The organism is Yersinia enterocolitica (assembly GCA_002082245.2).
GTDB lineage: Bacteria > Pseudomonadota > Gammaproteobacteria > Enterobacterales > Enterobacteriaceae > Yersinia > Yersinia enterocolitica_E.
This window is the reverse complement of the sequence record NBTC02000002.1, coordinates 3,119,222-3,145,229: the sequence shown is the minus strand read 5'-3', so window position 1 is coordinate 3,145,229 and position 26,008 is coordinate 3,119,222. Positions and strand designations below refer to the sequence as shown.

Sequence of the window (26,008 nt, the reverse complement as noted above, 5' to 3'; positions counted from 1 at the left end):
GGGAAAGGTCAGTGGCTTTGTGGCGCTAATACTCCGTCGGGTAACATGCTATTTTTTTGATGATGTTATCGGGCTTGTTGCAAAAAATGGAGTTGTCATGAAAACTGAGGTTATTCATTCCTTCTTCAGTGAACCCACCTGGCCCCTAGCGATTTCAAATGGAAACATTTTGCTCCCGAGATCATTCTATGGTGCTTACGGTGGTACGGTTCAACCCCGATGAGTTATGCCAATATCAGCGATATGCTGGCAGAGCGTGGGGTTTCCGTTCACCGCTCTACCATTTACCGTTGGTTTATTGAATATGCCCCCATCAAAAAATTAGTCAAAGCGGGCGGGGGCTTCAAACGGCCAAACCTTGCCGGGTCAACGCTTCAGGGAGTTGAAACATTGCGACGACTGAATAAAGGTCAATTTGATATTTGGCTACGCCGTGACGAGCCTGAACGTCGAGTGCGGGAAAGATCCGCCTTTATGAATCGGCTCTTTCATATTGAGGCGGTTTTAGCTTAATTATCCCGCTCATCTATCAGTAAAATCACCGACACTCATTATTTGCAACAAGCCCCCTAGGCCAGATAAACCTGTTTCCCTGTACGATAATGACTGGGGCCACTCCCCGGATAGATGCAGATAATTTGGGTTGAAAAACGCGATAACTGCAGATTTTTCCATTTATAAATGCAGGCTGTTACAGGTAGCGAAAGTGACAGCAGTGTTCATTCAAGCCTGCTTTTTTTGAAAATCCGAGAAAATAATAACTCAAAAGTTCCCAATCACTCGATTAGTGTACAAACTTTAATATACCGAGTCGGACTTATGTACAAACTTTATTTTTCCAACACAGCGGTTATGCAGAAACAATAAAGTCTGTTCAGTGACGCTAGAATTCGAATAGACTCGATTTTAATGACATTAAAGTTTGTTTTTTAGCTTTATATCAATAAATTGGATTTATTTTCCACCATGCTAATTTGACGTGGCTAGAACGCTGATTGCAGTATTGAAGACAATATTAATTGTTTGTAGTTAGGGTTTATGGTTAGGAAGTTGGTGTAATAAGGATCACTCCAAGTGATCCTTAACTGATTAGCATTACGCCTAATGGGGGTGTTTTTTATTGTTCCCCCCCCTATATTCCCGAACAAAACTCGGAAAGGTCTACCCCGACACAGATTAACGCCTAAATCCTCCCTCGGCCGAATTTTTTAAAAGACAATAAAACATTTAGAAAGTATCTTGATTAAGGTGCTCATTATTCTGCGTTATCTATCATTAATAACATCATGATAAGAATCGTTATTCACTTCTGGAGAGATTTATGAAGGCGCTTTTACTGAAACAGTTACCACGGTGTAAAGCATTACTGGCTCTGATGGTTGTTGGAGCCTGCGCTCTGCCTCTTGGCTTCCCGACGATCAGTATGGCTGCCGCACCCACGCAGCAACAGACGCAGGTTCCCGGTTACTATCGTATGGCATTAGGTGATTTTGAAGTCACAGCCATCTATGACGGTTATGTAAAGCTGGGTACCAATCTGCTGAAGGATATCAATGAGAAAGATATCCAGACGCTGCTGTCCAGTATGTTTATTGATAGCACCAACGGGGTACAGACTGCGGTAAATGCCTTCTTGATCAATACCGGAACCAACCTAGTCTTAGTTGATGCCGGCACCGCACAATGTTTCGGGCCGACACTGGGTGCTGTGGTCGATAATATTCGTGCTGCGGGTTATCAGCCTGAGCAAATTGATACTGTATTGCTGACCCATCTACATCCCGATCATGCCTGTGGTATTAACAATCAGGGTAAAGCCGCATTCCCTAATGCTACTGTGTATGTGTCAAAAGGGGATGCCGATTTCTGGCTGAATAAAGACGTCGCCAGTAAAGCTACGCCAGAACTGCGCCCAATGTTTGAAAAATCAATGGAATCGGTTGCCCCTTATGCGGCAAACAATAAATTAAAAATTTACACTGCTGGTGACACCTTATTACCAGGCGTCAAAGTGGTGCCAACGCCGGGCCATACCCCAGGGCATACTTCATATCTTTTCACCTCAAAAGGCGACAACTTGCTGGTGTGGGGCGATATTGTACACAGTCATTCCATCCAATTTGCGCGCCCGAATGTCTCTTTAGAATTTGATACGGATAGCAAACAGGCAGTGGCCACGCGCAAAGCTATCTTTGCCACCGCCGCTAAAGACAAACTGTGGGTGGCGGGCGCTCATCTTCCGTTCCCTGGTTTGGGCCATGTCCGGGCAAATAAAGTTGGCTACACTTGGGTGCCGATAGAATACAGCCCGATGATTGAGAAGAAATAAGGCAATAACACTAAACTGACCATAGTGAAATCTATGGTCAGTCTTATTTTATCTGATCTATCATGGAGTTAGTGCGGCATGACTATCAACGCAATGCCTGAAGAATATTATAGGCAGCTTGCACGCGAACAGGATTAGGGTAATTCTTGTTAGCTAACATCACTATGCCAATATTTTCCTCTGGGATGAAGACAATATAAGCCCCAAAGCCATTGGTAGCACCGGTCTTATGCACCCAGGATGCCCGTGTTGCCGGGTGTGCTGGCAGCAATTGCTCAACTTTACGCGGTTTCAACGCGATATCATTGCCACTGTCGGCGATAACCTCCTGTGGGTTGATAGGCCAGTTATACATTTCCCATCCCAACCCCTGGAACATCTCCCCCGCCTGGAAATAGCGAGACTGAGCCGCGATGATGGCTTTCTTTAACTTATCGTTTTCGGCAGGTAGGCTGTCTGGGTCCATATTGGCCTGCATATATCTCACCATATCTTTCGTGGTGGTTTTTACCCCATAAGCTTCCTCACCCAGCATGCCCAATGTAACGCGTACTGGCTGGCCATCCTTATATCCCCATGCATAGCTTGACTGCATCGATTCAGGGACAGTGATAAAAGTATGTGTCAGTTTTAAGGGCTGGAATACATACTTTTTCATGTAGTTTTCGAAGGTTAATTGGCTTCTTTTCACCGCCAACGCCCCGAATAAACCAATACTGGCATTGGAGTAATTGCGCATCACTCCAGGCGCCCATTGTGGCTGCCATTGCTGATAATATTGCCATAATGATTTTTGGTCTGTAACCGAATCGGGCAGTTGAAGAGGTAGCCCCCCCGCAGTGTAGGTTGCCAGATGCAGCATTTTCACATCTTGCCACTGACTACCCGTTAGCTCAGGAGCATATTCCGTCACTGGATCATTAAGGTTCATAATGCCGGTTTGCATGGCATATTCCCCAGCTATTCCGGTAAAGGTCTTACTTACTGAACCGAGTTCAAACAGCGTATTCTCAGTGACTGGGATATCTGCTTTTATATCCGCTACGCCATAGTTAAAAAACTGTGGCTTTCCGTCATAAAATACAGCGACGGCCATGCCGGGGATATTCTGCTGTTCGATCAACGGCTTAAGGGTGTTATTGACGATAGCCGCAACCTGTTGCTCCGTAAGTATGGTTTGTGCCGAGGTATAAAATGGCGAAGTTGCGATAGCGGTAAAGACCAAGGTATTGATTACAGACTTTTTCAACATTAGAAAATCTTCCTTAGATTGATAAACAACAAGCAGTGTGTCTCCTTCTGCGTCGCTGATTTTGCGATGATTGACTATGGATAACAATCGATTATATTTAGTGTTTGATAATAGAAAATCTAACAGATAATCCTATGGTACGCAGTTATATTCCCCTAAATTCACTTCGCGCCTTCGAAGCCGCAGCCAGACAGTTAAGTTTTACTAAGGCTGCTATCGAATTAAACGTTACCCATGCAGCAATAAGCCAGCAGGTCAAAGCGCTGGAACAACGCCTCAATTGCCGTCTGTTTATTCGTATTTCACGCGGATTAGTGTTAACAACCGAAGGTGAGAATCTCCTACCGATCCTTAATGATTCCTTTGATCGTATCGCTGACACGCTAGACCGTTTTTCCGCTGGGGTAATGCGTGAGAAAGTCAGAGTAGGTGTGGTTGGGACCTTTGCAACCGGCTATCTCCTGCCGCGCCTGAGGGATTTTCAACAACGTTATCCACATGTGGATGTTTCACTTTCAACGCATAACAACCGTGTTGATGTGGTGGCTGAAGGGCTGGATTATGCTATTCGCTATGGCAATGGTGCCTGGCATGATACTGAGTCGCAATTTTTATGCGATGCGCCACTTGCACCTTTGTGTGCTCCCTCGTTAGCGGGATGTTTACACCAGCCTGATGACCTGCAAAAATTTACGCTGCTTCGTTCCTATCGTCGCGATGAGTGGTCGGCATGGTTTAGTGCGGCTGGAGGATGTGTCCCTTCACCTTCTCAGCAAATAATGGTGTTCGATTCGTCGGTGAGCATGCTGGAAGCGGCGCAGGCAGAGATAGGCATTGCGCTGGCTCCACCGTCTATGTTTACGCATCTGTTACTCAGAGAACGTATCATTCAGCCCTTTAGCACCACGATTAGCCTGGGTGGGTATTGGTTAACTCGGCTACAATCGCGCACAGAAACTGCCGCGATGCGGGATTTTTCTCTGTGGTTATTATCTGAGATGAAATCTGAACTCAGCCTTGGCAGACCACTAATTTAGCAACCACTGATTCTATTCAGAAACCAGTATACCAACGCTACATTTTGGCAGCGAAGAATATAGGTTTCTGTTATTTCCTCCCTCTAGCACAAATTTCCCTCAGTATTTGTGCCGAATTCAGCATGAAGAGTAAATAGACTATAACGTGGCTGGTATATAGAGAATTGCTACAGATAAAATACATGCATGACTGATAAAATTCCCACCTTAATGATGAGTAATAAAGGCGGGGATTTTACTTTGTTGTTTAAATAATTATTTATAGGTTACTTGAGTAATCGCGAAAGTTTTTCTTTAATGCAGCAAAAACATAAATTCAAAAATATTTTCCTTTGAGTGCATCCAAAATGATCACCTGAACGTCTCTATCAGAGTAATCAAACACACAACAAGGATATCAACGATGAAACTCCGCTTGCTACCTGCAATGATCGGCTTACTGGCATTCTCGGCTCTGGCTTCTGATGTCGCAGTAAAAGAGACTACATTAGGACAAGTTTATACCGACAGTAAAGGTATGACCCTGTATACCTTCGATAATGACAAGCAAGACTTGTCCAATTGCTACAAGGATTGTGCCAAGGCTTGGCCACCGTTGTTGGTAAAAGATAATGCCACTCAACTCCCTGGGCTGGATAAAATTAAACGTGCGGATGGTAGTCTGCAATGGGCACTGAACCATCGCCCACTTTATCTCTGGCATAAAGATCTACAGCCTGGGGATATTACCGGAGCGGGCTTTAAGAATATATGGTCACTTGCCCGTGCAGATAGGGCGCCGGTCAAGGTTTACACCACCGATTCCGGCAAGATTTTAGCCAATAAAGACAATATGTCGCTCTATACCTTCTCTAAAGACAGCAAAGGGATATCGGTATGCTATGAAGATTGCGCCGCAAATTGGCCGCCATTAGCAGCCCAAAAAGATGACAAAGCCAGTGCGCCGTTCAGCGTTGTTGCACGTAAAGATGGTACCTATCAGTGGGCCTATCAGGACCAGCCTTTATATTCTTGGATTAAAGATAAACAACCCGGTGATATCACGGGTGATCAGATAAAAGATGTCTGGCATCTGGTTCATCTTTAAATAACGCGTTTGAGGTTATTGTGGTCACAGCAAATGAAGAACTACAGAAACTTTTCTCTCGGGTCAAGCTGAGAGACAGGCAGGCTTTTGAAACCTTATATAGCCAAACTAATCGCAAGTTATACGGCTTGATCATGAAAATTGTGGCTGATCGAGATATTGCCGCCGAGCTATTACAAGAGGGGTATCTCAAAGTCTGGTTTGCTGCTGACCGCAGCCCAACGACTTATCCCTGGGCCTGGATGTGTCAATTAATGCGTAATCTGGCTATTGACCATGTCCGACAGCATGGCCGTCATCATCCTATTTTTGAAGAGGCAGACATGTTATCGGAAGTGGGGAAAGAAGATGAAACCGATACCGCAGCTCACCTTGCCATTTTAAATCGCTGTATTTTTTCGCTGACACAAGAAAAAAGGCAAGCGATAAGGTTGGCTTATATCCATGGTTACTCCCATGAGGAAATTGTTGAACGATTGGCGCGTCCGTTGGGCACGGTCAAATCGTGGATACGGCGCGGTCTAAAGGAGTTAAAACAATGCATGGACACTTAACTCCGGGTCGATATCGCAATTTAGTCATCCGGGAACATCTGGTGAGTCAGTATTTACTTGGCACATTATCCCCCAAAACCAGAAAACGTCTTGAATCTCTGATGGCGGAAGATGAAAGCTGGTATGAGCTGGTTATGCAGTGGCATTCACGTTTAAGTGGACTGGAACCAATGACATCAGATAAGCCCCCTTCATGGGTATGGAAAAATATTCAGACCACATTGGGACAACCAGTAAAACCGGGGTTGTGGGCATGGTTGGGGCCAAGAAAGTGGCCAACATTGTCGCTTGCTTGCGTGGCACTGTTATTGCTGTTTTCCAGCACTATGTTGTTTATGGCCAAGCCGCAAGTCGCCATGCCCAGCTATATCGCAGTTATGTCGTCCGCAGAAAAGGCCGACCACTTTGTCCTGATGGCTTACAAAGGTGACAAACCAGGGGAATCAAGTATTCGCTTGAAATGGAATGCCCGTCATCAGTCAACCGATGCAGGAATGGAAACAGCCATGTTATGGGCACGAAATAAAGATACCGGTCAGACGGTGTTATTAGGGCGATTTACTGATTTAACTGTCCCTAAATTACTCACGCCAACGGAATGGAATACTGTCAAAAACAGCAGTGAGCTTTTCATTACGGCAAATAATAATCCTGCAAGCAAGGTTCTGTTCAAAGGTACCTGTATTGAACTGTCTGCTTCAACGGTATAACGATGAGAATAGTTGATGAAAATTAGAAAGTTAATCATTGGCACACTGAGTATCATGGCATCGGCGCTGTCCTACGCCAGCGGCCAATTTCTCGATACTAATATCATCCATCAACCCAACGATGGCGTGGTTCGCGTCTATGGGCCGGGCGGACCTCACACCGCGTTGATAAAAGCCGCAGAGAGTTTTCAGCAACAGACCGGACAACGTGTGGAAATAATCTACGGGCCAGAGGAGAAATGGTCAAAAGATGCCCAGCAACGTGCTGATATTATTTTCAGTGCTTCAGAGCAATCGATGACGGCGTATCTGGAGAATTATCCTTTTGTGGCCAGCAAGGATGTTGTGCCGATGTTTATTCATCCGGCAGTGATTGCAGTAGCAAAAGGTAATCCTAAAAATATTAAGAGTTTTGAGGATCTGATCAAACAACCGGTCAAAATTGTGGTGACCGAAGGTAAAGGAACCTACAACACCTCAGGTACCGGTTTGTGGGAAGATATTGCCGGGCGTTTGGGCCGGCTGGAAGATATCAAACAAATACGGTCACATATCGTGGCCTATGAGCAGGGGAGTGGTGCTGCATTTAAGGCCTTCCAACGGTTAAAAGCAGATGCCTGGATCACCTGGAGTGACTGGCCGATTGCTAACGCGGATAAAGTCGATATGGTGACTATTGAGCCGGAAAGACGAATTTACCGCGACTTCAATATGGCAATTTCACCGAAAGCAGATATAGGTGCGGCGCAATTCATGGCTTATTTGACTACAACGGAAGGCGCTAAGTTTTTCACCAATGAAGGATGGCTGCGATAGAATTAATTGCTTTATCTGCACAATCCTTAAAAGGCATCTGTCATTATCAAGAACCAGTCCTCGGGCTGGTTTTTCTATTTTTGCGCTGGGGGTTGCGTGCCAGCCAGACTCGGCATGGCGTGGCGCATAATATCTAAAAATGCCCGTAATCTTGCTGGGTAAAAACTGGCATGGGGATAAACCAGATAGATGGGCAAAGGTAATCCGTGCCAATCGGGAGTTAGATGTACTAACCGCCCTTGTGCAAGATCTTCGCTTACCACCCACGTTGAGGCGATTCCTACCCCGACCCCCGCGAGTGCGGCATTACGTAAGGCATACAGACTGTCGGTACTCAATTGTGGCTGGATAGAAAATCGATGTATGTCACCACTCGTCTGATGATTTAGGACGACTTCATTACGGTAAAAGGAGCTTAATGCCAGCCAGCGTAAATCCTGCAATTGGTCAGGATGTAGCGGTAGCGGCTTATCATTGAGCAATTCAGGCGCGGCGACGACAATACGCGGCACCTCGGCCAGCAGAATCGCAATCACCGAAGGATCGGTGACGGCTCCAACTTGAATGGCGCAATCAATACCTTCCACGATGAAATCCGGGCGGCGATCATTTAGCATCCATTCCACAGACATTTTCGGATAACGGCCTAAATAGTCTTTAAGCGGTTTGATTAATTGATCTTGCCCGAACGCGTGCGGCACTAAAACTCGCAGTACTCCTCTGGGCTCGTCCGTGGCCCCGCGCAGGTCATCCTCCATCCTATGCCAGTTTTCAACCAGTGCTTTAGCATGGGAATAGCAGCGTTCGCCATCGTCGGTGAGCTTCATAACATGCGTAGTGCGCTGCAATAATTTCAGACCAAGCAGGTGTTCCAGTGTCTGTAACCGCCGGCTAATCGTCGGCTGGCTTGTACCCAGGCGTACTGCTGCTGCCGATAAACTACCAGCCTCAACGATGCGGATAAATGTCTGCATTAACTCTATACGATCAATGCCAGTCAAACCGAGTTCTATCATACGTTAAGCGTATAACAGTTTTACTCTTTAGGCGACTACCAACACATGTCTACTCAGGCAAGAATACTGACTCAATATCATTATAGGTAGCCGCCATGTCAGCCATTCAAACCATACCAAGTACTTTAGATAGTCCTGAGAAAACCCTTTCCGGCCGGACAGTTCTTATGTTGGCAACCGGCGCTGGGCTTAGCGTTGCCTCAATTTATTATAGTCAGCCATTATTGGGGGTTATGGGTACCGACCTGCATGCCAGTGTAGGTACGGTTGGTATGGTGCCGACACTGACACAGATTGGTTATGCTTTAGGTATCTTGTTGCTCGCCCCGCTAGGTGATCGCCACGATCGTCGGATTGTTATTTTATTGAAAGGTCTTTTGCTTACCGCAGCGTTGCTGTGCAGTGGTTTTATCTCTGGTATCAATGGGTTGTTAGTCACCAGCTTTGTGGTCGGGATTGCCGCAACCATGGCACAGGACATTGTTCCTGCATCAGCGACGTTGGCTTCAGCAGCACAACGGGGCAAGACCGTCGGAACTGTAATGACGGGCTTATTGCTGGGGATTCTACTGTCGCGGGTGCTGAGTGGTTTTGTCGCCGAATATTTTAGTTGGCGGGTGCTGTATATCGGTGCGGCGCTGTCAGTTATTTTTATAACGCTGGTGATATGGCGCGGTTTACCTCGGGTTCCCGCCGCTTCAACACTGAGTTATCCAGCACTACTTATGTCGATGATTCACTTGTGGCTTCAGTTTAAAACCTTGCGCCGTGCGGCGCTATCACAAGGGTTGTTATCGGTCGGATTCAGTGCTTTTTGGTCAACACTAGCAGTGATGTTACAAGATACTTATCATCTTGGTAGTGCTGTTGCCGGTGCGTTTGGCCTTGCCGGTGCCGCAGGTGCTTTGGCGGCCCCTCTTGCTGGAGCATTGGCGGATCGCCGTGGACCACATAGGGTTACTTTGATTGGTGCAAGTGTGGCAACCCTCTCATTTGCAGCGTTATTTCTTCTGCCGCTATTGCCACTTCAATACCAGATTGGGCTTATGGTCATCAGCGCGATTGGTTTTGATTTCGGCGTTCAGGCGACACTGATAGCACACCAAACCATTATTTACAGCCTGGAACCTGCAGCTCGTAGCCGGCTCAATGCCTTGTTATTTACCGGTGTGTTTGTTGGGATGGCGGTTGGTTCAGCTTTAGGCAGCCTGATGCTGGAAAAAATGGGATGGACTGCTGTAGTTAGTCTGATTACCCTCGCGGGTGCAGCTAGCCTGGTCGTACGCTGGAGCAATCGTAGCGCCAGGTAGCCGTGATTCTGCTCATAATGAGCAGAGAGGATAGTAATTTTGCCAATATAGTTAGCATGTCGGGATGTCTAAGAAAACAGGCACCCCGAGCCGATGTCTTGAGTTCCGTTTTAAAGTGTTAAGCCCAATAGTCAGTTATCAGCCCCAATATCAGTAGGGCTGATTAGCTTTGTAAATAAGCCATGCTCTGGCGAATTTCTCTTTCTATATCAGCTTCAGACCAAATATTTAGTTGTGACGAAAACGGTTCAAAAGCATAAATTCCCTGATAACCCATACGTTCAAGATTTGCGACTTGTTGCTTACTGTTCAACTTATCTTGCTCGCTGAGCATAATGCGGTCTTCATCAGTCAGTGTGGATTTCAACCTGTTCTCTTCGACGCCGGAAAGGTGTACTAAGCCAATTATATTAACGTCAATATGTGCATCAAACTCGGCCTGAACGATATCACTCAGGTAGTAATGGAAAGTATCCAACACCATTTGGTAGGGGGCAGCCGATGTGCGGATCAGTGATTGTGTTACCAGATGAGAACGCAATGAACTGATTCCAAAGCCTAAAGGCTCAACTAATCCAGTGACTTGATATTTCTTAAACAGGGGGGCAAGTAGCCGCAGTGCATCCAGGGTGTCATACTCTTTTTGCTCGGCTGAACGTTTGTCACTGGCACTACAATTCGGGCACAGAATGACTCCGTGACAGTTGATATCCCGTGCCAACTTGAGCATGTTTTCCGATTCTTGTAGTAGCTCGCCTCGCTGCTCTGGCAGATTGAAATATTGCAATGCATTGATAGTAACAATCTCAATTTGATGTTCATCAGCCAGTGCATTGAGTTGGGCCGTGCTTAGCTCGTCAGTCACTTTTCCACCGGGCATATCATCGCGTAGCTCAACCTTATTTAAGCCACATTTCTTAACCAGACGGAAAAAATTCTCAATACTGAGATTCGGGGCGATTTTGCGATTAATACAGAAACGATCTTGCGCGATGGACATGGTGCTCTGCTCCTGCTGTGATAAATGCTATACATAGCTCAAAATAAGAACATTTATTTCATTTTAATTAAATAACGAAAAATTAATTTTTAGATGTAGTTCAAAAATTAAGCTAAAAAAGCGATTCAGCTTTCATTAAGAACCAATGAAATCGAGCTATTGCCGTTGTTTTTTTAACCTTAACAATTTATTTATCGCAAAAGAACGAGATTTTTTAGCCTTTTTGGCACGTTGCGTGGGCTATCTGGCTTTTTTGATGGTGGTGTTAAAGCCTTGCAGGAACTTGCGATACATCGCACAAAACAAAATTTCTAAAAGAAGTCATTTGAAACTTTTTTTTCAATGGAATAGAGTCTGCATGTCGGCTGGTTTTTCGCCTCTCTGGTGGCAGGTCGCCTTGCTGGCTATTTTGGTCCCACCACAAGATAGCCTTTACTGATTGAGCGTATGGTCCGTTAGGAATGAGTGTCAGGTTAAAGCCACTTTGAGCGAACCTTGCGGTAGCAGCTATTGAGAAGAGGGTTAGACATGAAAATCGTGAGTAACTTTATTGGCGGGAAGAATTCCCTGAGTTCCAGCAATCAGACTGCCGAGATTCATAATCCAGCCACCGGTAAAGTCGAAAGCCAGGTTACGCAAAGTACTGCCGAGGAAGTTAATCAGGCTATCGGCGTGGCTCATCAAGCATTTGCCGATTGGTCACGGACTACCCCACTGCGTCGCGCCCGTATTATGTTTAACTTTAAAGCACTGATTGAGCAACATCGTGATGAGTTGGCTGAGTTGATTGTCCGTGAGCACGGCAAGGTTTATTCCGATGCGTTGGGTGAGATCACCCGTGGGCTGGAAGTCGTCGAGTTTGCCTGTGGCATTCCACATCTCTTGAAAGGTGAATATTCCGCAGATGTTGGTACGGGGGTGGATTGTTTTTCCATGATGCAGCCGTTAGGTGTGGTCGCAGGTATAACACCGTTTAACTTTCCTGCTATGGTCCCGATGTGGATGTTCCCCGTTGCCTTAACTTGCGGCAATACCTTTATCCTGAAGCCACCGGCATTAGACCCGTCAGCCTCTGTTCGTCTGGCGGAATTGTTGACTGAAGCTGGGTTACCGGATGGTGTATTCAATGTTATTCACTGTTCAAATGAGAGTGCAGCCCAACTCTGCACTGACCCACGAATTCAGGCCGTCAGTTTTGTTGGATCTTCTACCGTAGCTGAACATATTTATACTACTGCCAGTGCACACGGTAAGCGCGTACAAGCATTTGGTGCTGCTAAAAATCAGGCAATTATCATGCCTGATGCTGATTTGGATGCCACAGTAAATGCATTGATGGGTGGTGCATTTGGTTCGGCGGGTGAACGTTGTATGGCTTTGCCGATTGCGGTTGTCGTGGGTGATGACACCGCGGACAAATTAATTGAGAAGTTAAAACCACTCATCACTCACTTGCGAGTCGGCCCTGGCTTGCAGCAAAGTGGTGAAGAAAATGAGATGGGGCCGCTAATCTCAGCCACCCATCAGAAAAAAGTGCTCGGTTATATCGATCAAGGTGTGAAAGAGGGCGCAACGTTAGTCACCGATGGCCGCAATTATAAAGTTGCAGGTTATGAGCAGGGATATTATGTAGGCGGCACTCTGTTTGACCATGTCACGCCACAGATGAAAATCTATCGGGAAGAGATTTTTGGGCCGGTACTGGGTATTGTCAGAGTCCCTGATTACCAAACAGCCATTGATACAGTTAATAGCCATGAGTTTGGCAACGGCAGCGCTATTTTTACCAGTAGCGGCCATTATGCGCGGCTATTTGTGCATGAAGTTCAGGCCGGAATGGTTGGCGTCAATGTTCCAGTACCTGTCCCAATGGCATTCCATAGCTTTGGTGGCTGGAAGCGCTCGGTATTCGGTGCGTTAAATGTTCACGGTACCGATGGCGTGCGTTTTTACACCCGGATGAAAACAACCACTGCCCGTTGGCCTACCGGCCAGCAAACGGTTTCAGAGTACAGTATGCCAACACTTGGCTAATGCTATCAGTGGGTGTGCCTTGGGTTAATTTCAGTGTTAACAGGAGAGCTATTATGTCTTCACTGCTTGCCAAATGTCAGTTACCGGATGCGGATGGACGTATTCAACACATTTCACCGCAAAATGCGGGTTGGCGTTTTGTTGGATTTGATGTCTATCGTCTTACTGCGGGTAAAGCATTAGTTCTGGACAGTGGTGACAATGAACTCTGTCTGGTATTGGTTGCTGGTGTTGCTTCAGTTTCAACTCTGCACGCTGAATACCCACATATTGGTAAACGTATGAGTCCGTTCGAACGAACACCGCCTTATTCTGTTTATGTCCCACATCATGATCATGTGAAAGTGGTGGCAGAAACTGACTTGGAATTGGCGGTATGCCGTGCCCCTGCACAGGGGCATTTGCCTTCCCGCCTGATTACGCCGGCTGATGTCGGGGTCGAACGGCGCGGTAAGGGGCGCAACCAGCGGTTAGTGCATAATATTCTGCCTGACAGTGAGCCTGCGGACAGTTTGTTGGTGGTAGAGGTCTACACAGACGAAGGGAACACCAGCTCATATCCAAGTCATAAACACGATCAGGAAAATTCTACCGACGAAACTTATCTTGAAGAAACCTATTATCACCGGTTGAACCCTGAACAGGGTTTCTGTATGCAGCGTGTTTATACTGACGACCGTTCACTGGATGAGTGTATGCCTGTTTATAACCGTGATGTGGTGAAAGTCCCCAAAGGTTATCACCCGGTGGCAACGTTAGCAGGCTACGACAACTATTATTTGAATGTGATGGCAGGGCCGGTACGGTTATGGAAATTTACCTGGGAGAAAGACCACGCATGGATCAACAGCGATAACTATCCGGTTAATAACAGCTAACTTACTCTGGCTAAAGCATATAATAATGGGGTAGGAGGAATCCTACCCATTCTAGGTGTGAGCAGAAATGACGAAAAACGAACAGAGTCTCCTATTGGAGTGTTTACTCTTTCGCGTTATTCAGTGCCAGTGAAACTGCCAATGTTTGTGCCAGACACATAGAGGCTACTTGCGAACGGAAACCGTCAACTTGAGCTTCTCGCACGACAAAACACACATCGCTAAAAGCCGCTAATGGGCTGACCTGGCTATCTGTAATCGCAATCTGCTGTGCACCACTCTTCGCCCCTAATTCCACCAGTTCTAACGCCTCTTGCGCATAAGGTGAATAACTAATGGCGATCACTACGTCTTTGGGTTTCACCATGCTCAGTTGTTCAGAGAACATTCCCCCTAGCCCATCGATCAGAAAAGCACGACGTTCCAGATGGCGTAACGCATAGGTGAGATAAGAAGCAACACTAAAAGAGCGACGTAGACCAATCACATAGATATTTTCAGCATTTTTCAACAAGTTAACTGCTCTCTCCAACTGTTCTGCGCTGGTTTGTACGGCCAGTTGTTGCAGCGCTTGTGCATTTACCATGGTAAATACATTCAGTATTTCTGCCGGACTTTCTGGTGCCGTGCTGCCATCTGTCGATATTTGGCGGAATAACCGTGCTCGCTCAGTATAGTTAACGGTTTCTTCCATCAAATGCTGGCGGAATACCTGTTTCATTTCGTTGAAGCCACTGAAATTAAAGGCATTAGCAAATCGGATCAATGTTGAAGGTGGTACGTCGGCTTGAGCCGCAATAGAAGCAACCGTATCAAATGCAATGCTATTACTGTTATCCAATATATAACGGGCAACTTGTTTTAAGCGTTTGCTTAACGTCTCATAGCGATGACGAATTTGGTCTTGTAACAATGAAAGTTGAGTAGGGTTATTCATCCATTCGGCCCACGGCAGAGGAAATTTCAGGGGTTATTCCCTTCGTACTTAAAGCTGCAAGGTTGTTAGCTAAGGTTATTCACCCGAATGACTGACATGTGTCAGCTCGTCGAGATGTGTTCGCTTTGGCTGGCTGCAACCCCAAGTTCTTTGAGTCTATCTGACAGTATTCTAACAGGTGGTTGGAAAATTTCATTTATTGATGTCAGTATTTGCTTTTATTTCATCGCAACTTAAATAAATTCACCAAACTATATTAATAGAAATGAATGAAATCTAAAGATATTCCTTTATTAACTTTGATGGAAATCAGGATTTTTTTGGCTTTATGGGGAATAAACAGCGTAGATAGCGGCATAATAGTGGCGCTGAGGCAGTATCACTTCAGCGCCGATAGAGTCGTTTTTAATTCAAATCGCAGGGCGATAGTCACGCCAATAACCGATCAGGGTTTGGTAATTTTGTTTCACTTGTGTCATTAACTCGGCATCATTCAATTCACCTTGTAACCAGTGGCGCGATGCCAGGCCAAAAATGGTCCGGCCGACAGCAAAACCTTTAACCCACGGGGCGTGTGCAGCAGCGGCAAACCCTGCTTTTAATACGGCCTCTGTCGAGTCTAGCCCAAGAATTAATACACCTCGGCAATAGGGATCTTCAGTTTCAATCAGTTTGCCAACCAGTTGCCAGTTTTCTGCCGTTAGCGGCGGCAGCTTCCACCAATCTGGCTGAATGCCTAGTTGATAGAAATGAGCCATAGTTTCAATATAATAGCGCTCATCCTTATCCTTATTATCTTCAGGTAAAATCACTTCCAGTAGCAATTCATGTCCTGATTTACAGCATCCACGATATACATCCACAATCAGCTCATCCTGCTGTTGGCGCAGTTCTGCACGGTCTTGGGGATGATAAAAAACCAGACACTTAACAACATGTTCCAGTGGCCAATCTATTAGCTGGGAACCAATATTACCGTGTTCAAGCCGTAATGGCCTGGAACTGGGTAATTCTATGGGGCGGCCTATCCACCATCCCTGGCCGGTAATGATATTGAGCGCCTCCTGACCATATGTCGTATCAGCCAGAATGCCACTTTTATGCTCCAATCCAGACTCCAAAGCGGCTTGTTGCGCTGCTTGTAGCAACAATGTCTTAAGTTTTGGGATGCGCTCTTCACCAACACCGGCTTCACGGGCCATATCAGCCAATTGTTTGCGGTGGTCAAAGGCAAAAACACAAAGTTCAGGCCACTGTTGCTTACGGGTAGTCACCCGATGTAAATGATTAAGGCGGCTATCCTTGTCAGGGCGTGACACGGAATATTCGCGGCTAAGATAATCATCCAGTTCAATTTTTGTCGGCATCGCTGGAGCACAACCATGACGTGAAACAACTAGCGCCCCACAGGCATTGGCGTAGCGGCAGGCTTGCTCCCAGCCTTCATCATTCAGATAACCGCGCAGCAGGCCAGACATGAAGGCATCGCCAGCCCCTAATACGTTGAGAACCTCGACGCGCACACCAGAATGCAGTTTGATTGACTCCCAACGGGTGGGAATATCCCCTTCAAAAACAGAGCAACCTTGTGCTCCGCGCTTGCAAACCAGTGTCGCTGGCGTGGTTTTACGCACATTTTGCAGGGCTGTCAGCGTATCTGTGCTCCCCCCCGCAATGTGAAATTCTTCTTCTGTACCAACGATTAAATTGAAATGATGCAGTACTTCCTGCAATTCCTGCGTTACTTTTTGCGACTCTATGAAACGCGTTTCACCGTCTCCAAGTGAGGTCAGGCCCCATAATACCGGACGATAATCAATATCGAGCGCTGTGCGCAACCCATACTTATGGGCATATTCCAATGCTTTTAGCACTGCTGCTCGGGTATTCGGATGCGAAAGATGTGTACCCGTGATTGCCAGCGCGCGTGATGAAGCAATATATGTCTCGTCAATATCATCTGGCGTCAGGGCCATATCAGCGCAGTTTTCACGGTAAAAGATCAGTGGAAAAGTCTCTTGATCTTTAATACCCAGAATAACCAGACCTGTCAGCCGTTGTTTATCAGTAATAAGAAAACGGGTATCAGACCCAACACGCTGTAATTCCTCGCGTAGGAAACGGCCCATATGTTCATCGCCAACACGTGCCAGCATGCCTGACTTCAAGCCCTGAATTGCCGTGCCATAAGCAACATTACCTGATGACCCGCCTAAATATTTGGCAAATGTACTGGTATCTTCCAGCCGGGCACCAATCTGCTGCCCATAAAAATCGACGGCAATACGACCGATACATATGACATCCAGTACTTTGTGTTGTGTACCCATCCCCATTTCCTTCTGTATTAAACCAAGCCCCGACAGTGACCGATGAAATAAACCTGTAATGACATTTCTAAAACCAGTATGAGGAATAAAAATTTCAAGTTCAAGATTAAATGAAATTTATTCCCCGGTTGTGTGACGAAGATAAAAGCCTCATATCAGGTCTGAAAATGGGACTTACACCAAAAGCTTAGGCCGGTTATTGGCAGTGTTTTCGAGGTGCAATAAAGAAGAGTTAAAATCAAAATAGTATATTAATATCAATTAATTATGCGTTTTTATTGACGATTGGAAATGAACGGTCGATTGCATGGTAAGAGGGGGGCGCGTTATTTCAGTGTTTCTGAGAATATTTGATCTTCATCGCAGAATGAAATGTTTCTTCTGTAATTTTATTTTATGAAAAAAATATTTGTTTATAATCCCTGCTATGTTTCACCTTACTGTCGTCAGCCAGGCGAAAGCTAACAAGTCTGCTGCTTCTCTCCGGCATATGTATCTTCAGGGGCTGAACGTCACTTGGTCACCATGATGTAGCGCAACAGAGCAAAGGATGGGTAAATGAATAAGATTCGGCTAACCACTGCACAGGCATTAGTCCGGTTTTTGGACAACCAATACCTGCAAGTTGATGGTCAGGAAATCAAATTTATCAAAGGGATTTTTGCTATTTTTGGCCACGGTAATGTGCTGGGAATGGGGCAGGCGTTGGAACAAAACTGTGGCGATTTAGTGGTTCATCAGGGGCGGAATGAGCAAGGGATGGCCCATGCCGCTACCGGTTTTGCCAAACAAAAACTGCGCCAGCAAATTTATGCCTGCACCTCATCCGTCGGGCCGGGCAGCGCTAATATGATTACCGCCGCTGCAACGGCAACGGCCAATCGTATTCCCCTACTATTGCTCCCAGGCGACGTATTTGCATCCCGCCAACCGGACCCAGTGTTACAACAAATAGAACAATCTCATGACCTTAGCATCAGCACTAATGATGCATTCAAACCGGTTAGTAAATACTGGGATCGCATTACGCGGCCAGAGCAACTGATGAGCGCCTGTATTAATGCGATGCGGGTTCTGACTGATCCGGCAGAAACGGGGGCTGTGACACTGAGCTTGCCACAAGATGTGCAGGCTGAAGCCTATGACTATCCTGACTATTTCTTCCACAAGCGAGTTCATCGCCTTGACAGACGCCCTGCCAGTGCCGCTATGCTGGCTGATGCCATTGCGTTACTGACCGCCAAACGTAAGCCCATTTTGGTATGTGGGGGAGGGGTGAAATACTCACAAGCCGGCCAGGCATTGCAACGATTTGCTGAATGTTTTGGTTTGCCGTGGGTAGAAACGCAAGCCGGTAAAGGCACTATCAGCTCAGAACATGAATTAAATCTTGGTGGTATTGGTGAAACCGGCTGCCTGGCTGCTAACACATTAGCAAAACAGGCGGATCTGGTGATCGGCGTTGGCACTCGCTATAGCGATTTCACCACGTCCTCTAAATGGTTATTCCAGAATCCAGACGTTTCATTCCTGAATATTAATGTCAGTGCCTTTGATGCCGGCAAATTGGATGGTTTGCAATTGTTGGCTGATGCGCGTGAGGCATTATCAGCATTGCATCAACAGCTTGGCACTACCGGTTATCAAGCCGGATGGGGGGATGAAATTGCTCGCATGCGCGCGGAACAATTAGCTGAAACGCGGCGGGTTTATCAAGTGCAATACCGCGCCGACGATTTCGTTCCTGAAATTAATGACCATTTGGACCGTGAACAGGTTTTTGCTGAATTTATCAATAAAACCGGCTCTTTCTTGACGCAAAGCCAAGTGCTGGGAGTACTGAATAACACATTACCTCCTGATGCCATCATTGTTGCGGCTGCGGGTAGTTTGCCCGGCGATTTACAGCGGGTGTGGCGTACCAAAGGGAGTAACGACTATCACGTCGAATACGGTTATTCGTGCATGGGTTATGAGGTGGGTGCCGCACTGGGTGTGAAGTTAGCTGAACCAGACAGGGAGGTCTACTCATTGGTTGGGGACGGCGCATTTATGATGCTGCATTCCGAACTGGTTACCTCTATTCAAGAGCGTAAAAAAATTAACGTTGTGCTGTTCGATAACATGACGAATGGCTGCATCAACAACCTGCAAATGGAACATGGCATGGACAGCTATGCCACAGAATTCCGCTTTCGTAATGAGGACACAGGCCAATTAGATGGCGGTCTTGTTCCGGTTGATTTTGCCATGCTGGCTGCCGCCTATGGCTGTAAAACATATCGTGTTTCTACCGAGCAACAGCTGATCGATGCATTAACCGATGCCCATTCGCAGGCAATTTCTACCTTGATTGACATAAAAGTGCTGCCAAAGACCATGGTACATAAATACCTGAGTTGGTGGCGGGTAGGGGTTGCTCAGGTTTCTGAAAGTGAACGAACCGATGCAGTGGTTCGTGAGCTGGAAAAAAATATCGCCAAAGCCCGTGATTACTAAGGCTAATTAAGCAGGCAATCAATGCGTTATACCCAATAGCTTTCAACACACAAAATGGCGGTACAGGGATGTGCCGAGTCATGAGGGCTGCCAACGCACCTGCAACTTGCAAGTTGAGCTGGATGTGAAGTCGTAAAACGAGCAGGTATCACCTGCAAACCGAAACTTCATGAGGAAAATAATATGTCGTTAAATATTGGTGTCATCGGAACAGGTGCTATCGGCCAGGATCATATTCGTCGTTGCAGTAAAGTTTTACAGGGCGCTCGTGTGGTTGCTGTAACGGATATCAATCAGCAGCATGCCACTAAAGTTATTCGTGATCTGGGTATTGAGGCGAATATCTATGCCGATGGGCATGAAGTGATTAATGCAAAAGAGGTGGATGCGGTATTAGTCACATCTTGGGGGCCGAGTCACGAAGAGTTTGTTCTGGCAGCCATCGCTGCGGGTAAATATGTATTTTGTGAAAAGCCGTTGGCGGTGACAGCTGAAGGGTGTAAGCGAATTGTAGAGGCTGAAGCCGCCAAGGGTAAACGCTTGGTTCAGGTTGGGTTTATGCGCCCTTATGATCAGGGTTATCGCGCACTGAAAGATGTGATTACTCGTGGGGAAATCGGTGAACCCTTGATGCTGCATTGTGCTCACCGTAACCCGAGAGTCGGCGAAAATTACACCACCAATATGGCTATTACTGACACATTGATCCATGAGATTGATGTACTGCGCTGGCTGCTGGATGATGATTATGTCTCCGTTCAGGTTGTTTTCCCACGTAAAGCCAAACACGCTAAAGCGCATCTGAAAGACCCGCAGGTGGTGTTATTTGAAACGGCGAAAGGAACGCGTATAGATGTTGAAATCTTTGTGAACTGTCAATATGGCTATGATATTCAATGTGAAGTGGTAGGTGATACCGGTATTGCAAAATTACCAGAACCCTCATCCGTGCTGATGCGCAGCCAGGCACGGCTATCGCATGAAATACTGACCGATTGGAAAGACCGCTTTATTGATGCTTATGATGTTGAGTTACAAGCATTTATCAATGACGTTTTAGCTGAAAAACTCACCGGTCCTTCTGCCTGGGATGGTTTTGCTGCCGCCGTTACTGCGGATGCCTGTATTGCGGCACAGAATAGCGGTGAAATTGTTCCTGTGAGTTTGCCGCCACGACCTGATTTTTATAATAAATAACATCAAACTCTGCTGCCTGTGCGCTAGCTAGCCTGCTGCCGCATAGTCAGGTTTTTTGTTGCAAATGGAGTTTATCTCAAGCTTGCATGTATCTTGCGTGAAACGGGGGAGCGATGAAGATTGCATTTGATGTTGATGTCATTAAAGGCCTTGGTATCAGCAATATGGTTCGTCAAGTGGCAGAATGGGGATATGACTATATTGAACAATCACCGCATCCGCAGTTAAACCCATTTTATAAACACCCAAAAGCGGGCCGCGAAGTTGTTGCTGAATATAAGAAAGTACTAAAAGAAACCGGGGTGCAAATATCTTCCTTTATTGTGGTTTATCGTTGGGCTGGGCCACTCGAGGCAAGGCGGCAGGCTGCGGTGACCAACTGGAAGAGAATGATTGAAATTGCAGTTGAAATGGGTGTCTCTGTGATTAATACCGAACTTTCTGGCGATCCAAATGAGCCAGAAGTTTGCGAAGAGATGTGGTATCGCTCAATGGAAGAGTTATTGCCGATTATTGAGCGGGAAGGGATTCGGGTAGAGATTCAATCTCATCCGTGGGATTTTTGTGAAGAAAATAATGAAACCGCAGATTTAGTGAAATCACTCCGCAGCGATAATGTGAAGTATCTGTATAGCGTGCCCCATACCTTTTTCTACGATAAGGGCAAAGGAGACGTTGCCAGCATGCTGAAATATGCGGGTGTTGACCTTTCTCATGTATTGATTGCAGACACCATGAATCACACCAAGCATTGCCGTTATATTGTGAATCCACCAGGTGTTGATGCGGTTATTCATCAACATGTTGGTATTGGTGAAGGGGAAGTCGATTTCTCTGCCTTATTTCAAACTCTGCGCGATATGGATTTCGCTAATCGCACCTTTAAAGTCGGTGGTGAGTCAATTATTGCGACTTCTCTTTTTGGTTATCCAGAAAAAATGGTGCATCAGGCGGTGGCTACTCGCGAACGTATTGAGCGCGAATTGTTGGGGAAATAAAGTCGCCCGGCGGCCTCAGTTGCAAGTTCTCTTTAAGATTTTAAATAAAAACTTAGCCCAACGTTATTGACGTTGCAGTGAACAACGCCGCAGCTTCAAGCGCCAAAGGTATATTTTCCTGCATTAAAGACGGGCAATTAATCACATTTTAATTGTATTCATCTCTATAAATTGGATGTATCGCAGAGGTTTATTATGAATAAAGAACGTGTGAAGTTAGCAATCGCGCCAATTGGCTGGACCAATGATGATATGCCTGACTTAGGCAAAGAAAATACCTTCCAACAATGTATCAGTGAAATGGCTCTTGCCGGATTTACTGGTTGCGAGGTTGGTAGTAAATACCCGCGAGATCCTAACGTACTTAAACCTATGCTTGAGCTGCGCGGTATGCAGATTTGTAATGCATGGTTTAGCACTTTCTTTGCCGATGACCAGCGGACCAAGACCATTGATGAATTTATTAATCATATGAATTTCCTCCATATAATGGGCGCAAAAGTGATTGGTTGCTCAGAACAAAGTAAGAGCATTCAAGGGACGACGAAGGCAGTATTTGAAGAAAAACCACACTTCACTGATGTGCAATGGCAGCGAGTTGCTGATGGTTATAACGAATTAGCCAAGATTGCGGCAACCAAAGGTATGCAAGTCTGTTTGCACCACCATATGGGGACGGGGATCCAAACTACCGAAGAAATAGATCGTTATATGAGTATGGTTAACGACGATGTATATCTGCTCTTTGATACAGGTCATGCCTATGTTTCTGAGGGGAGCCAGGCGGCGATGCTGGCTATTTTGGAGAAATACCTGCCGCGTATTAATCATGTTCATTTAAAAGATGTGCGGGATGAAATAGTGGCTGATGTGAAAGCGAATAAACTCAGTTTCCTCGATGGGGTGAAAAAAGGCATGTTCACTGTACCGGGCGATGGGGTAATTGATTTCCGTCCGGTATTTAAATTGCTGGATGAAAAAGGCTATCAGGGCTGGATGGTAGTAGAGGCAGAGCAGGATCCGGCTATCGCTAATCCATTTGAGTATGCAGTAAAAGCCCGCCACTATATTAAAGAAACCGCGAGCATTTAGTCATATTCAGTTATGGCAGGGGATAGGTTGATACACTATCCCCTGAGGATTAGGCGGATATCTTGATTCGCCCCATATGATACGCATCGATATATTGGCCCTCGCGAAAAGCAAAGCGTGGGCTGGTACCTTCAATTTCAAAGCCAAACTTGCGGTAAAGCGCGATAGCCGCCAGATTATCGACAAACACTGTTAGCTCAATACGTTGTATATTCAACCAGTTATCACATAAATCAATCATGGCAGTCATTAATACACTGCCGATGCCTTGTCCACAGTAATTTGCATCAACAGCAATACCAAAAGTGGCGACATGCTTACGCCGTGCCCGTTGGTTGGCTTCGACAGTCAATTGCCCAACGATCTCCTCGTCAATACATGCCACCAAGCTATGCATCCCGGCGGGAAAATCTTTAATTCTTTTGGCCCACATCTCTTCAGAAGGTAGGGGAAGCTGTAACGTGTCGCGATAAACCTGTGGATGAGAAAATAACTGCCGCAAAGCGGGATAGTCGGTGAACTCCACATGGCGTATCTGCACATTTTCCATAAACATACCCTTACTCTTACTGTTTGAATTACCTAATAAAATAGCGTTTTATTTACCTGAGTCAATAATATTGCAAGTGGTTAGAAAAAACACTTTACAAGTGAGAGTGATAATGATTATCATTGTCGTGCTTTCAGATGAGGCCATCAGTGTTTAGGTGTTCACATTACGAAGGCACGACATTGCTCACATTGCTTCCAGTGTTTACTTAGCCAGCCGGGTGCTGGCTTTTTTTTTGCCTATTTCGCACTGTTTGTTCGCTGCATCATTGGTTCGTAGGCAGTCATATCTCAAGTTCTCTCAACGTTTTCTTTCGCTAATTACTTCAAATTCAAATCATTTGTCTTTCAACTTATTAATCAGTCGAATTTTTTGAACAGAGGAGTGAGTTTTTTACGCTTTCATATTCTCCCGCGACATCTAGACTAAAGAAAACGTTGAGGAGAACTGAACATGATCTATTTACGCAAAGCAGAAGAACGTGGCTATGCTAATCACGGTTGGTTGGACAGTTGGCATACCTTCTCATTCGCTGATTATTACGATCCAGAATTTATGGGGTTTTCAGCACTGCGAGTGATTAACGAAGATGTGATCGATGCAGGTCAGGGGTTTGGTACCCATCCGCATAAAGATATGGAAATTCTGACTTATGTGCTGTCTGGTACTGTCGAGCACAAAGACAGTATGGGTAATAAAGAGCAGATCCATGCCGGTGAATTCCAGATTATGAGCGCAGGTACCGGTATTCGTCATTCAGAATATAATGGCCGTGACGACCAACCGCTGCATTTGTACCAGATTTGGATTATCCCCAATAAGACAGGTTTGGAGCCGCGTTATGAACAGCAGATGTTTGATATCCCGCAAGGGCGGCAGTTGGTGTTATCACCGGATGCCCGCGATGGCTCGCTGAAAGTATTCCAGGACATGACACTCTGGCGCTGGGCACTGAAACGCGAGGAGCAGTCCATTTATCAGATTCAAGCAGAGCGCCGCATCTGGATACAGGTAGTCCGAGGTAAGGTCTCTATCAATGGGCATCATGCTGCGGCCAGCGATGCATTCGCTATCTGGGATGAAGCTGCACTTTCTATTCATGCTGATGAAGACAGTGAAATTTTGTTGTTTGATTTACCGCCAGTTTAAGTTTGACCATCTCATACCCTAATAATTCGAGTTGCAGGAAGGCGGCAATTGAGTGAATCCCGATGAGCTTACTCAGGTAAGTGATTCGGGTGAAAGAAAGCAGCCAACGCATAGGCAGCTTGAAGTATGACGGGTATATGTAAAAAAGGGTATGTGCATCGCGCCATACCCTTTTCTTTGCTAGAATAGCATCCCATTTACCCAGCCTCAGTTCATTGATAATGAAGAAAAAAAGGCCAGTGCTCCAAGACGTCGCCGATATGGTTGGGGTGACAAAAATGACCGTCAGCCGGTATTTGCGTAATCCAGAACAAGTTTCTGCGCTTTTGCAGAAAAAAATCGCGCTGGCATTAGACGAACTGGGCTATATCCCCAACCGCGCCCCCGATATCCTGTCCAACGCGACCAGTCATGCCATCGGTGTATTGTTGCCGTCATTGACCAACCAGGTTTTTGCCGAGGTTTTGCGCGGCATTGAGAGTGTGACGGATGCGCATGGCTATCAGACTATGCTAGCGCACTATGGCTATCAGAAAGAGCGTGAGGAGCAACGGTTAACCTCGTTACTCTCTTATAATATTGACGGCCTAATCCTCTCCGAACGTCACCATACCGCCCGTACATTGAAAATGATTGAGGTCGCGGGGATTCCAGTCATTGAGCTGATGGATTGTATTTCACCGTGTATTGATTTGGCTGTGGGCTTTAATAACTTTGAAGCGGCAAGGCAGATGACGCAGCAAGTTATCGCCAAAGGCCATCGCCATGTTGTCTATTTTGGTGCACGTCAGGATGAGCGTACCGTCATTAAGCAGCAAGGCTATGAGCAGGGGATGCGTGAATCCGGTTTGGTGCCGATGAGCGTGATGACCAGCCGTTCATCGTCATATTCGGCAGGTGCTGAGTTGTTGCGTGAAGCGCAAGCCAGTTATCCACTGATTGACAGTATTTTTTGTACCAATGATGACCTGGCAATTGGTGCTGTATTTGAGTGTCAGCGTCAGGGGTTATCTATCCCTTATGATATGGCAATAGCGGGTTTCCATGGTCACGATATTGGCCAGTCGATGGTACCCAAGCTGGCCAGTGTGCTTACCCCGCGTGAAAGAATGGGGCAAATTGGTGCCGAGCGTTTGCTGGCAAAACTGCGCGGAGAGGCGGTAGCGCCGAGGATGGTTGATGTCGGTTTCACCATCCTCCCCGGCGGCAGTATTTAAATCACAATGGTTTAGC

General features: G+C 46.2%; 23 protein-coding genes. 17 read left to right on the top strand and 6 right to left on the bottom strand.

The genetic code is table 11. The annotated features are described in order from the left end of the window. The first annotated feature begins 138 nt into the window (after positions 1 to 138). Positions 139 to 513 carry a hypothetical protein gene (locus tag A6J66_015955; protein PNM25538.1) on the top strand — a complete coding sequence of 125 codons (375 nt, stop codon included), beginning with the start codon at positions 139 to 141 and terminating at the stop codon, positions 511 to 513. An 808-nt stretch (positions 514 to 1,321) separates the two neighbouring features. Beyond that, positions 1,322 to 2,329, top strand: coding sequence for an MBL fold metallo-hydrolase (locus A6J66_015950; GenBank protein PNM25537.1), 1,008 nt, complete (start codon positions 1,322 to 1,324; stop codon positions 2,327 to 2,329). A gap of 85 nt (positions 2,330 to 2,414) precedes the next feature. On the opposite strand, the gene A6J66_015945 is transcribed toward A6J66_015950, so the two are convergent. Further along, the gene (locus A6J66_015945; protein ID PNM25536.1) at positions 2,415 to 3,581 is read right to left on the bottom strand and encodes a class C beta-lactamase; all 1,167 of its coding nucleotides are present in this window, start codon (positions 3,579 to 3,581) and stop codon (positions 2,415 to 2,417) included. Positions 3,582 to 3,715: 134 nt separating this feature from the next. Here A6J66_015945 and A6J66_015940 point away from each other — a divergent pair, with 134 nt between their 5' ends. The 5 genes from A6J66_015940 to A6J66_015920 all read left to right on the top strand — a co-directional run bounded on the left by A6J66_015940 (position 3,716) and on the right by A6J66_015920 (position 7,785). After that, on the top strand, positions 3,716 to 4,618 hold the full coding sequence (locus A6J66_015940; GenBank protein ID PNM25535.1) for a LysR family transcriptional regulator: 903 nt from the start codon (positions 3,716 to 3,718) through the stop codon (positions 4,616 to 4,618). 403 nt (positions 4,619 to 5,021) lie between these two features. Beyond that, positions 5,022 to 5,705: a hypothetical protein gene (locus A6J66_015935; protein PNM25534.1), complete on the top strand. Its 684-nt coding sequence runs from the start codon at positions 5,022 to 5,024 to the stop codon at positions 5,703 to 5,705. Positions 5,706 to 5,725: 20 nt separating this feature from the next. Beyond that, entirely contained in the window at positions 5,726 to 6,259 is a 534-nt protein-coding gene (locus A6J66_015930; protein PNM25533.1) for an RNA polymerase sigma factor, read from the top strand. After that, complete coding sequence (locus tag A6J66_015925) at positions 6,244 to 6,969, top strand: hypothetical protein (protein PNM25532.1); 726 nt, start codon at positions 6,244 to 6,246, stop codon at positions 6,967 to 6,969. Before A6J66_015930 ends, A6J66_015925 begins: the two co-directional genes overlap by 16 nt. 15 nt (positions 6,970 to 6,984) lie before the next feature. Beyond that, positions 6,985 to 7,785: an accessory colonization factor gene (locus A6J66_015920; protein PNM25531.1), complete on the top strand. Its 801-nt coding sequence runs from the start codon at positions 6,985 to 6,987 to the stop codon at positions 7,783 to 7,785. A gap of 74 nt (positions 7,786 to 7,859) precedes the next feature. On the opposite strand, the gene A6J66_015915 is transcribed toward A6J66_015920, so the two are convergent. Continuing rightward, positions 7,860 to 8,801, bottom strand: coding sequence for a LysR family transcriptional regulator (locus tag A6J66_015915; protein PNM25530.1), 942 nt, complete (start codon positions 8,799 to 8,801; stop codon positions 7,860 to 7,862). Between the two features lie 95 nt (positions 8,802 to 8,896). Here A6J66_015915 and A6J66_015910 point away from each other — a divergent pair, with 95 nt between their 5' ends. Further along, positions 8,897 to 10,111 (top strand): MFS transporter, encoded by a 1,215-nt coding sequence (locus A6J66_015910; protein PNM25529.1) that lies wholly within the window; start codon positions 8,897 to 8,899, stop codon positions 10,109 to 10,111. A 163-nt stretch (positions 10,112 to 10,274) separates the two neighbouring features. Here the strand turns inward: A6J66_015910 and A6J66_015905 are convergent, their stop codons facing one another. After that, complete coding sequence (locus A6J66_015905) at positions 10,275 to 11,111, bottom strand: inosose isomerase (protein ID PNM25528.1); 837 nt, start codon at positions 11,109 to 11,111, stop codon at positions 10,275 to 10,277. 528 nt (positions 11,112 to 11,639) lie between these two features. On the opposite strand from A6J66_015905, the gene mmsA reads away from it, so the two are divergent. Then, positions 11,640 to 13,145: a methylmalonate-semialdehyde dehydrogenase (CoA acylating) gene (gene mmsA / locus A6J66_015900; protein PNM25527.1), complete on the top strand. Its 1,506-nt coding sequence runs from the start codon at positions 11,640 to 11,642 to the stop codon at positions 13,143 to 13,145. Positions 13,146 to 13,198: 53 nt separating this feature from the next. Next, complete coding sequence (gene iolB / locus A6J66_015895; protein PNM25526.1) at positions 13,199 to 14,023, top strand: 5-deoxy-glucuronate isomerase; 825 nt, start codon at positions 13,199 to 13,201, stop codon at positions 14,021 to 14,023. 103 nt (positions 14,024 to 14,126) lie between these two features. Here iolB and A6J66_015890 read toward each other — a convergent pair whose 3' ends face one another. Continuing rightward, positions 14,127 to 14,960, bottom strand: a complete 834-nt coding sequence (locus A6J66_015890) for a MurR/RpiR family transcriptional regulator (GenBank protein PNM25525.1) — start codon at positions 14,958 to 14,960, stop codon at positions 14,127 to 14,129. Positions 14,961 to 15,370: 410 nt separating this feature from the next. Beyond that, complete coding sequence (iolC, locus tag A6J66_015885; protein ID PNM25524.1) at positions 15,371 to 17,290, bottom strand: 5-dehydro-2-deoxygluconokinase; 1,920 nt, start codon at positions 17,288 to 17,290, stop codon at positions 15,371 to 15,373. Positions 17,291 to 17,848: 558 nt separating this feature from the next. On the opposite strand from iolC, the gene iolD reads away from it, so the two are divergent. The 4 genes from iolD (at position 17,849) to iolE (ending at position 23,076) form a co-directional block, all read left to right on the top strand. Then, positions 17,849 to 19,789, top strand: a complete 1,941-nt coding sequence (gene iolD, locus A6J66_015880; GenBank protein ID PNM25523.1) for a 3D-(3,5/4)-trihydroxycyclohexane-1,2-dione acylhydrolase (decyclizing) — start codon at positions 17,849 to 17,851, stop codon at positions 19,787 to 19,789. Positions 19,790 to 19,972: 183 nt separating this feature from the next. Next, positions 19,973 to 20,986: a gfo/Idh/MocA family oxidoreductase gene (locus A6J66_015875; protein ID PNM25522.1), complete on the top strand. Its 1,014-nt coding sequence runs from the start codon at positions 19,973 to 19,975 to the stop codon at positions 20,984 to 20,986. Positions 20,987 to 21,099: 113 nt separating this feature from the next. Further along, on the top strand, positions 21,100 to 21,984 hold the full coding sequence (locus A6J66_015870) for a sugar phosphate isomerase/epimerase (GenBank protein ID PNM25521.1): 885 nt from the start codon (positions 21,100 to 21,102) through the stop codon (positions 21,982 to 21,984). Positions 21,985 to 22,179: 195 nt separating this feature from the next. After that, positions 22,180 to 23,076, top strand: coding sequence for a myo-inosose-2 dehydratase (iolE, locus tag A6J66_015865; protein PNM25520.1), 897 nt, complete (start codon positions 22,180 to 22,182; stop codon positions 23,074 to 23,076). Positions 23,077 to 23,125: 49 nt separating this feature from the next. On the opposite strand, the gene A6J66_015860 is transcribed toward iolE, so the two are convergent. Then, positions 23,126 to 23,626, bottom strand: a complete 501-nt coding sequence (locus A6J66_015860) for a GNAT family N-acetyltransferase (protein ID PNM25519.1) — start codon at positions 23,624 to 23,626, stop codon at positions 23,126 to 23,128. On the opposite strand from A6J66_015860, the gene A6J66_015855 reads away from it, so the two are divergent. The 3 genes from A6J66_015855 to A6J66_015845 all read left to right on the top strand — a co-directional run bounded on the left by A6J66_015855 (position 23,592) and on the right by A6J66_015845 (position 25,992). After that, positions 23,592 to 23,783: a hypothetical protein gene (locus tag A6J66_015855; protein ID PNM25518.1), complete on the top strand. Its 192-nt coding sequence runs from the start codon at positions 23,592 to 23,594 to the stop codon at positions 23,781 to 23,783. The two genes, A6J66_015860 and A6J66_015855, sit on opposite strands and share 35 nt — an antisense overlap. A gap of 296 nt (positions 23,784 to 24,079) precedes the next feature. After that, a complete protein-coding gene (locus A6J66_015850; GenBank protein ID PNM25517.1) occupies positions 24,080 to 24,775 on the top strand; it encodes a pirin family protein in 696 nt (231 codons plus the stop codon). Positions 24,776 to 24,996: 221 nt separating this feature from the next. Then, positions 24,997 to 25,992 carry a LacI family DNA-binding transcriptional regulator gene (locus A6J66_015845; GenBank protein ID PNM25516.1) on the top strand — a complete coding sequence of 332 codons (996 nt, stop codon included), beginning with the start codon at positions 24,997 to 24,999 and terminating at the stop codon, positions 25,990 to 25,992. The last annotated feature ends 16 nt before the right edge of the window (positions 25,993 to 26,008 follow it).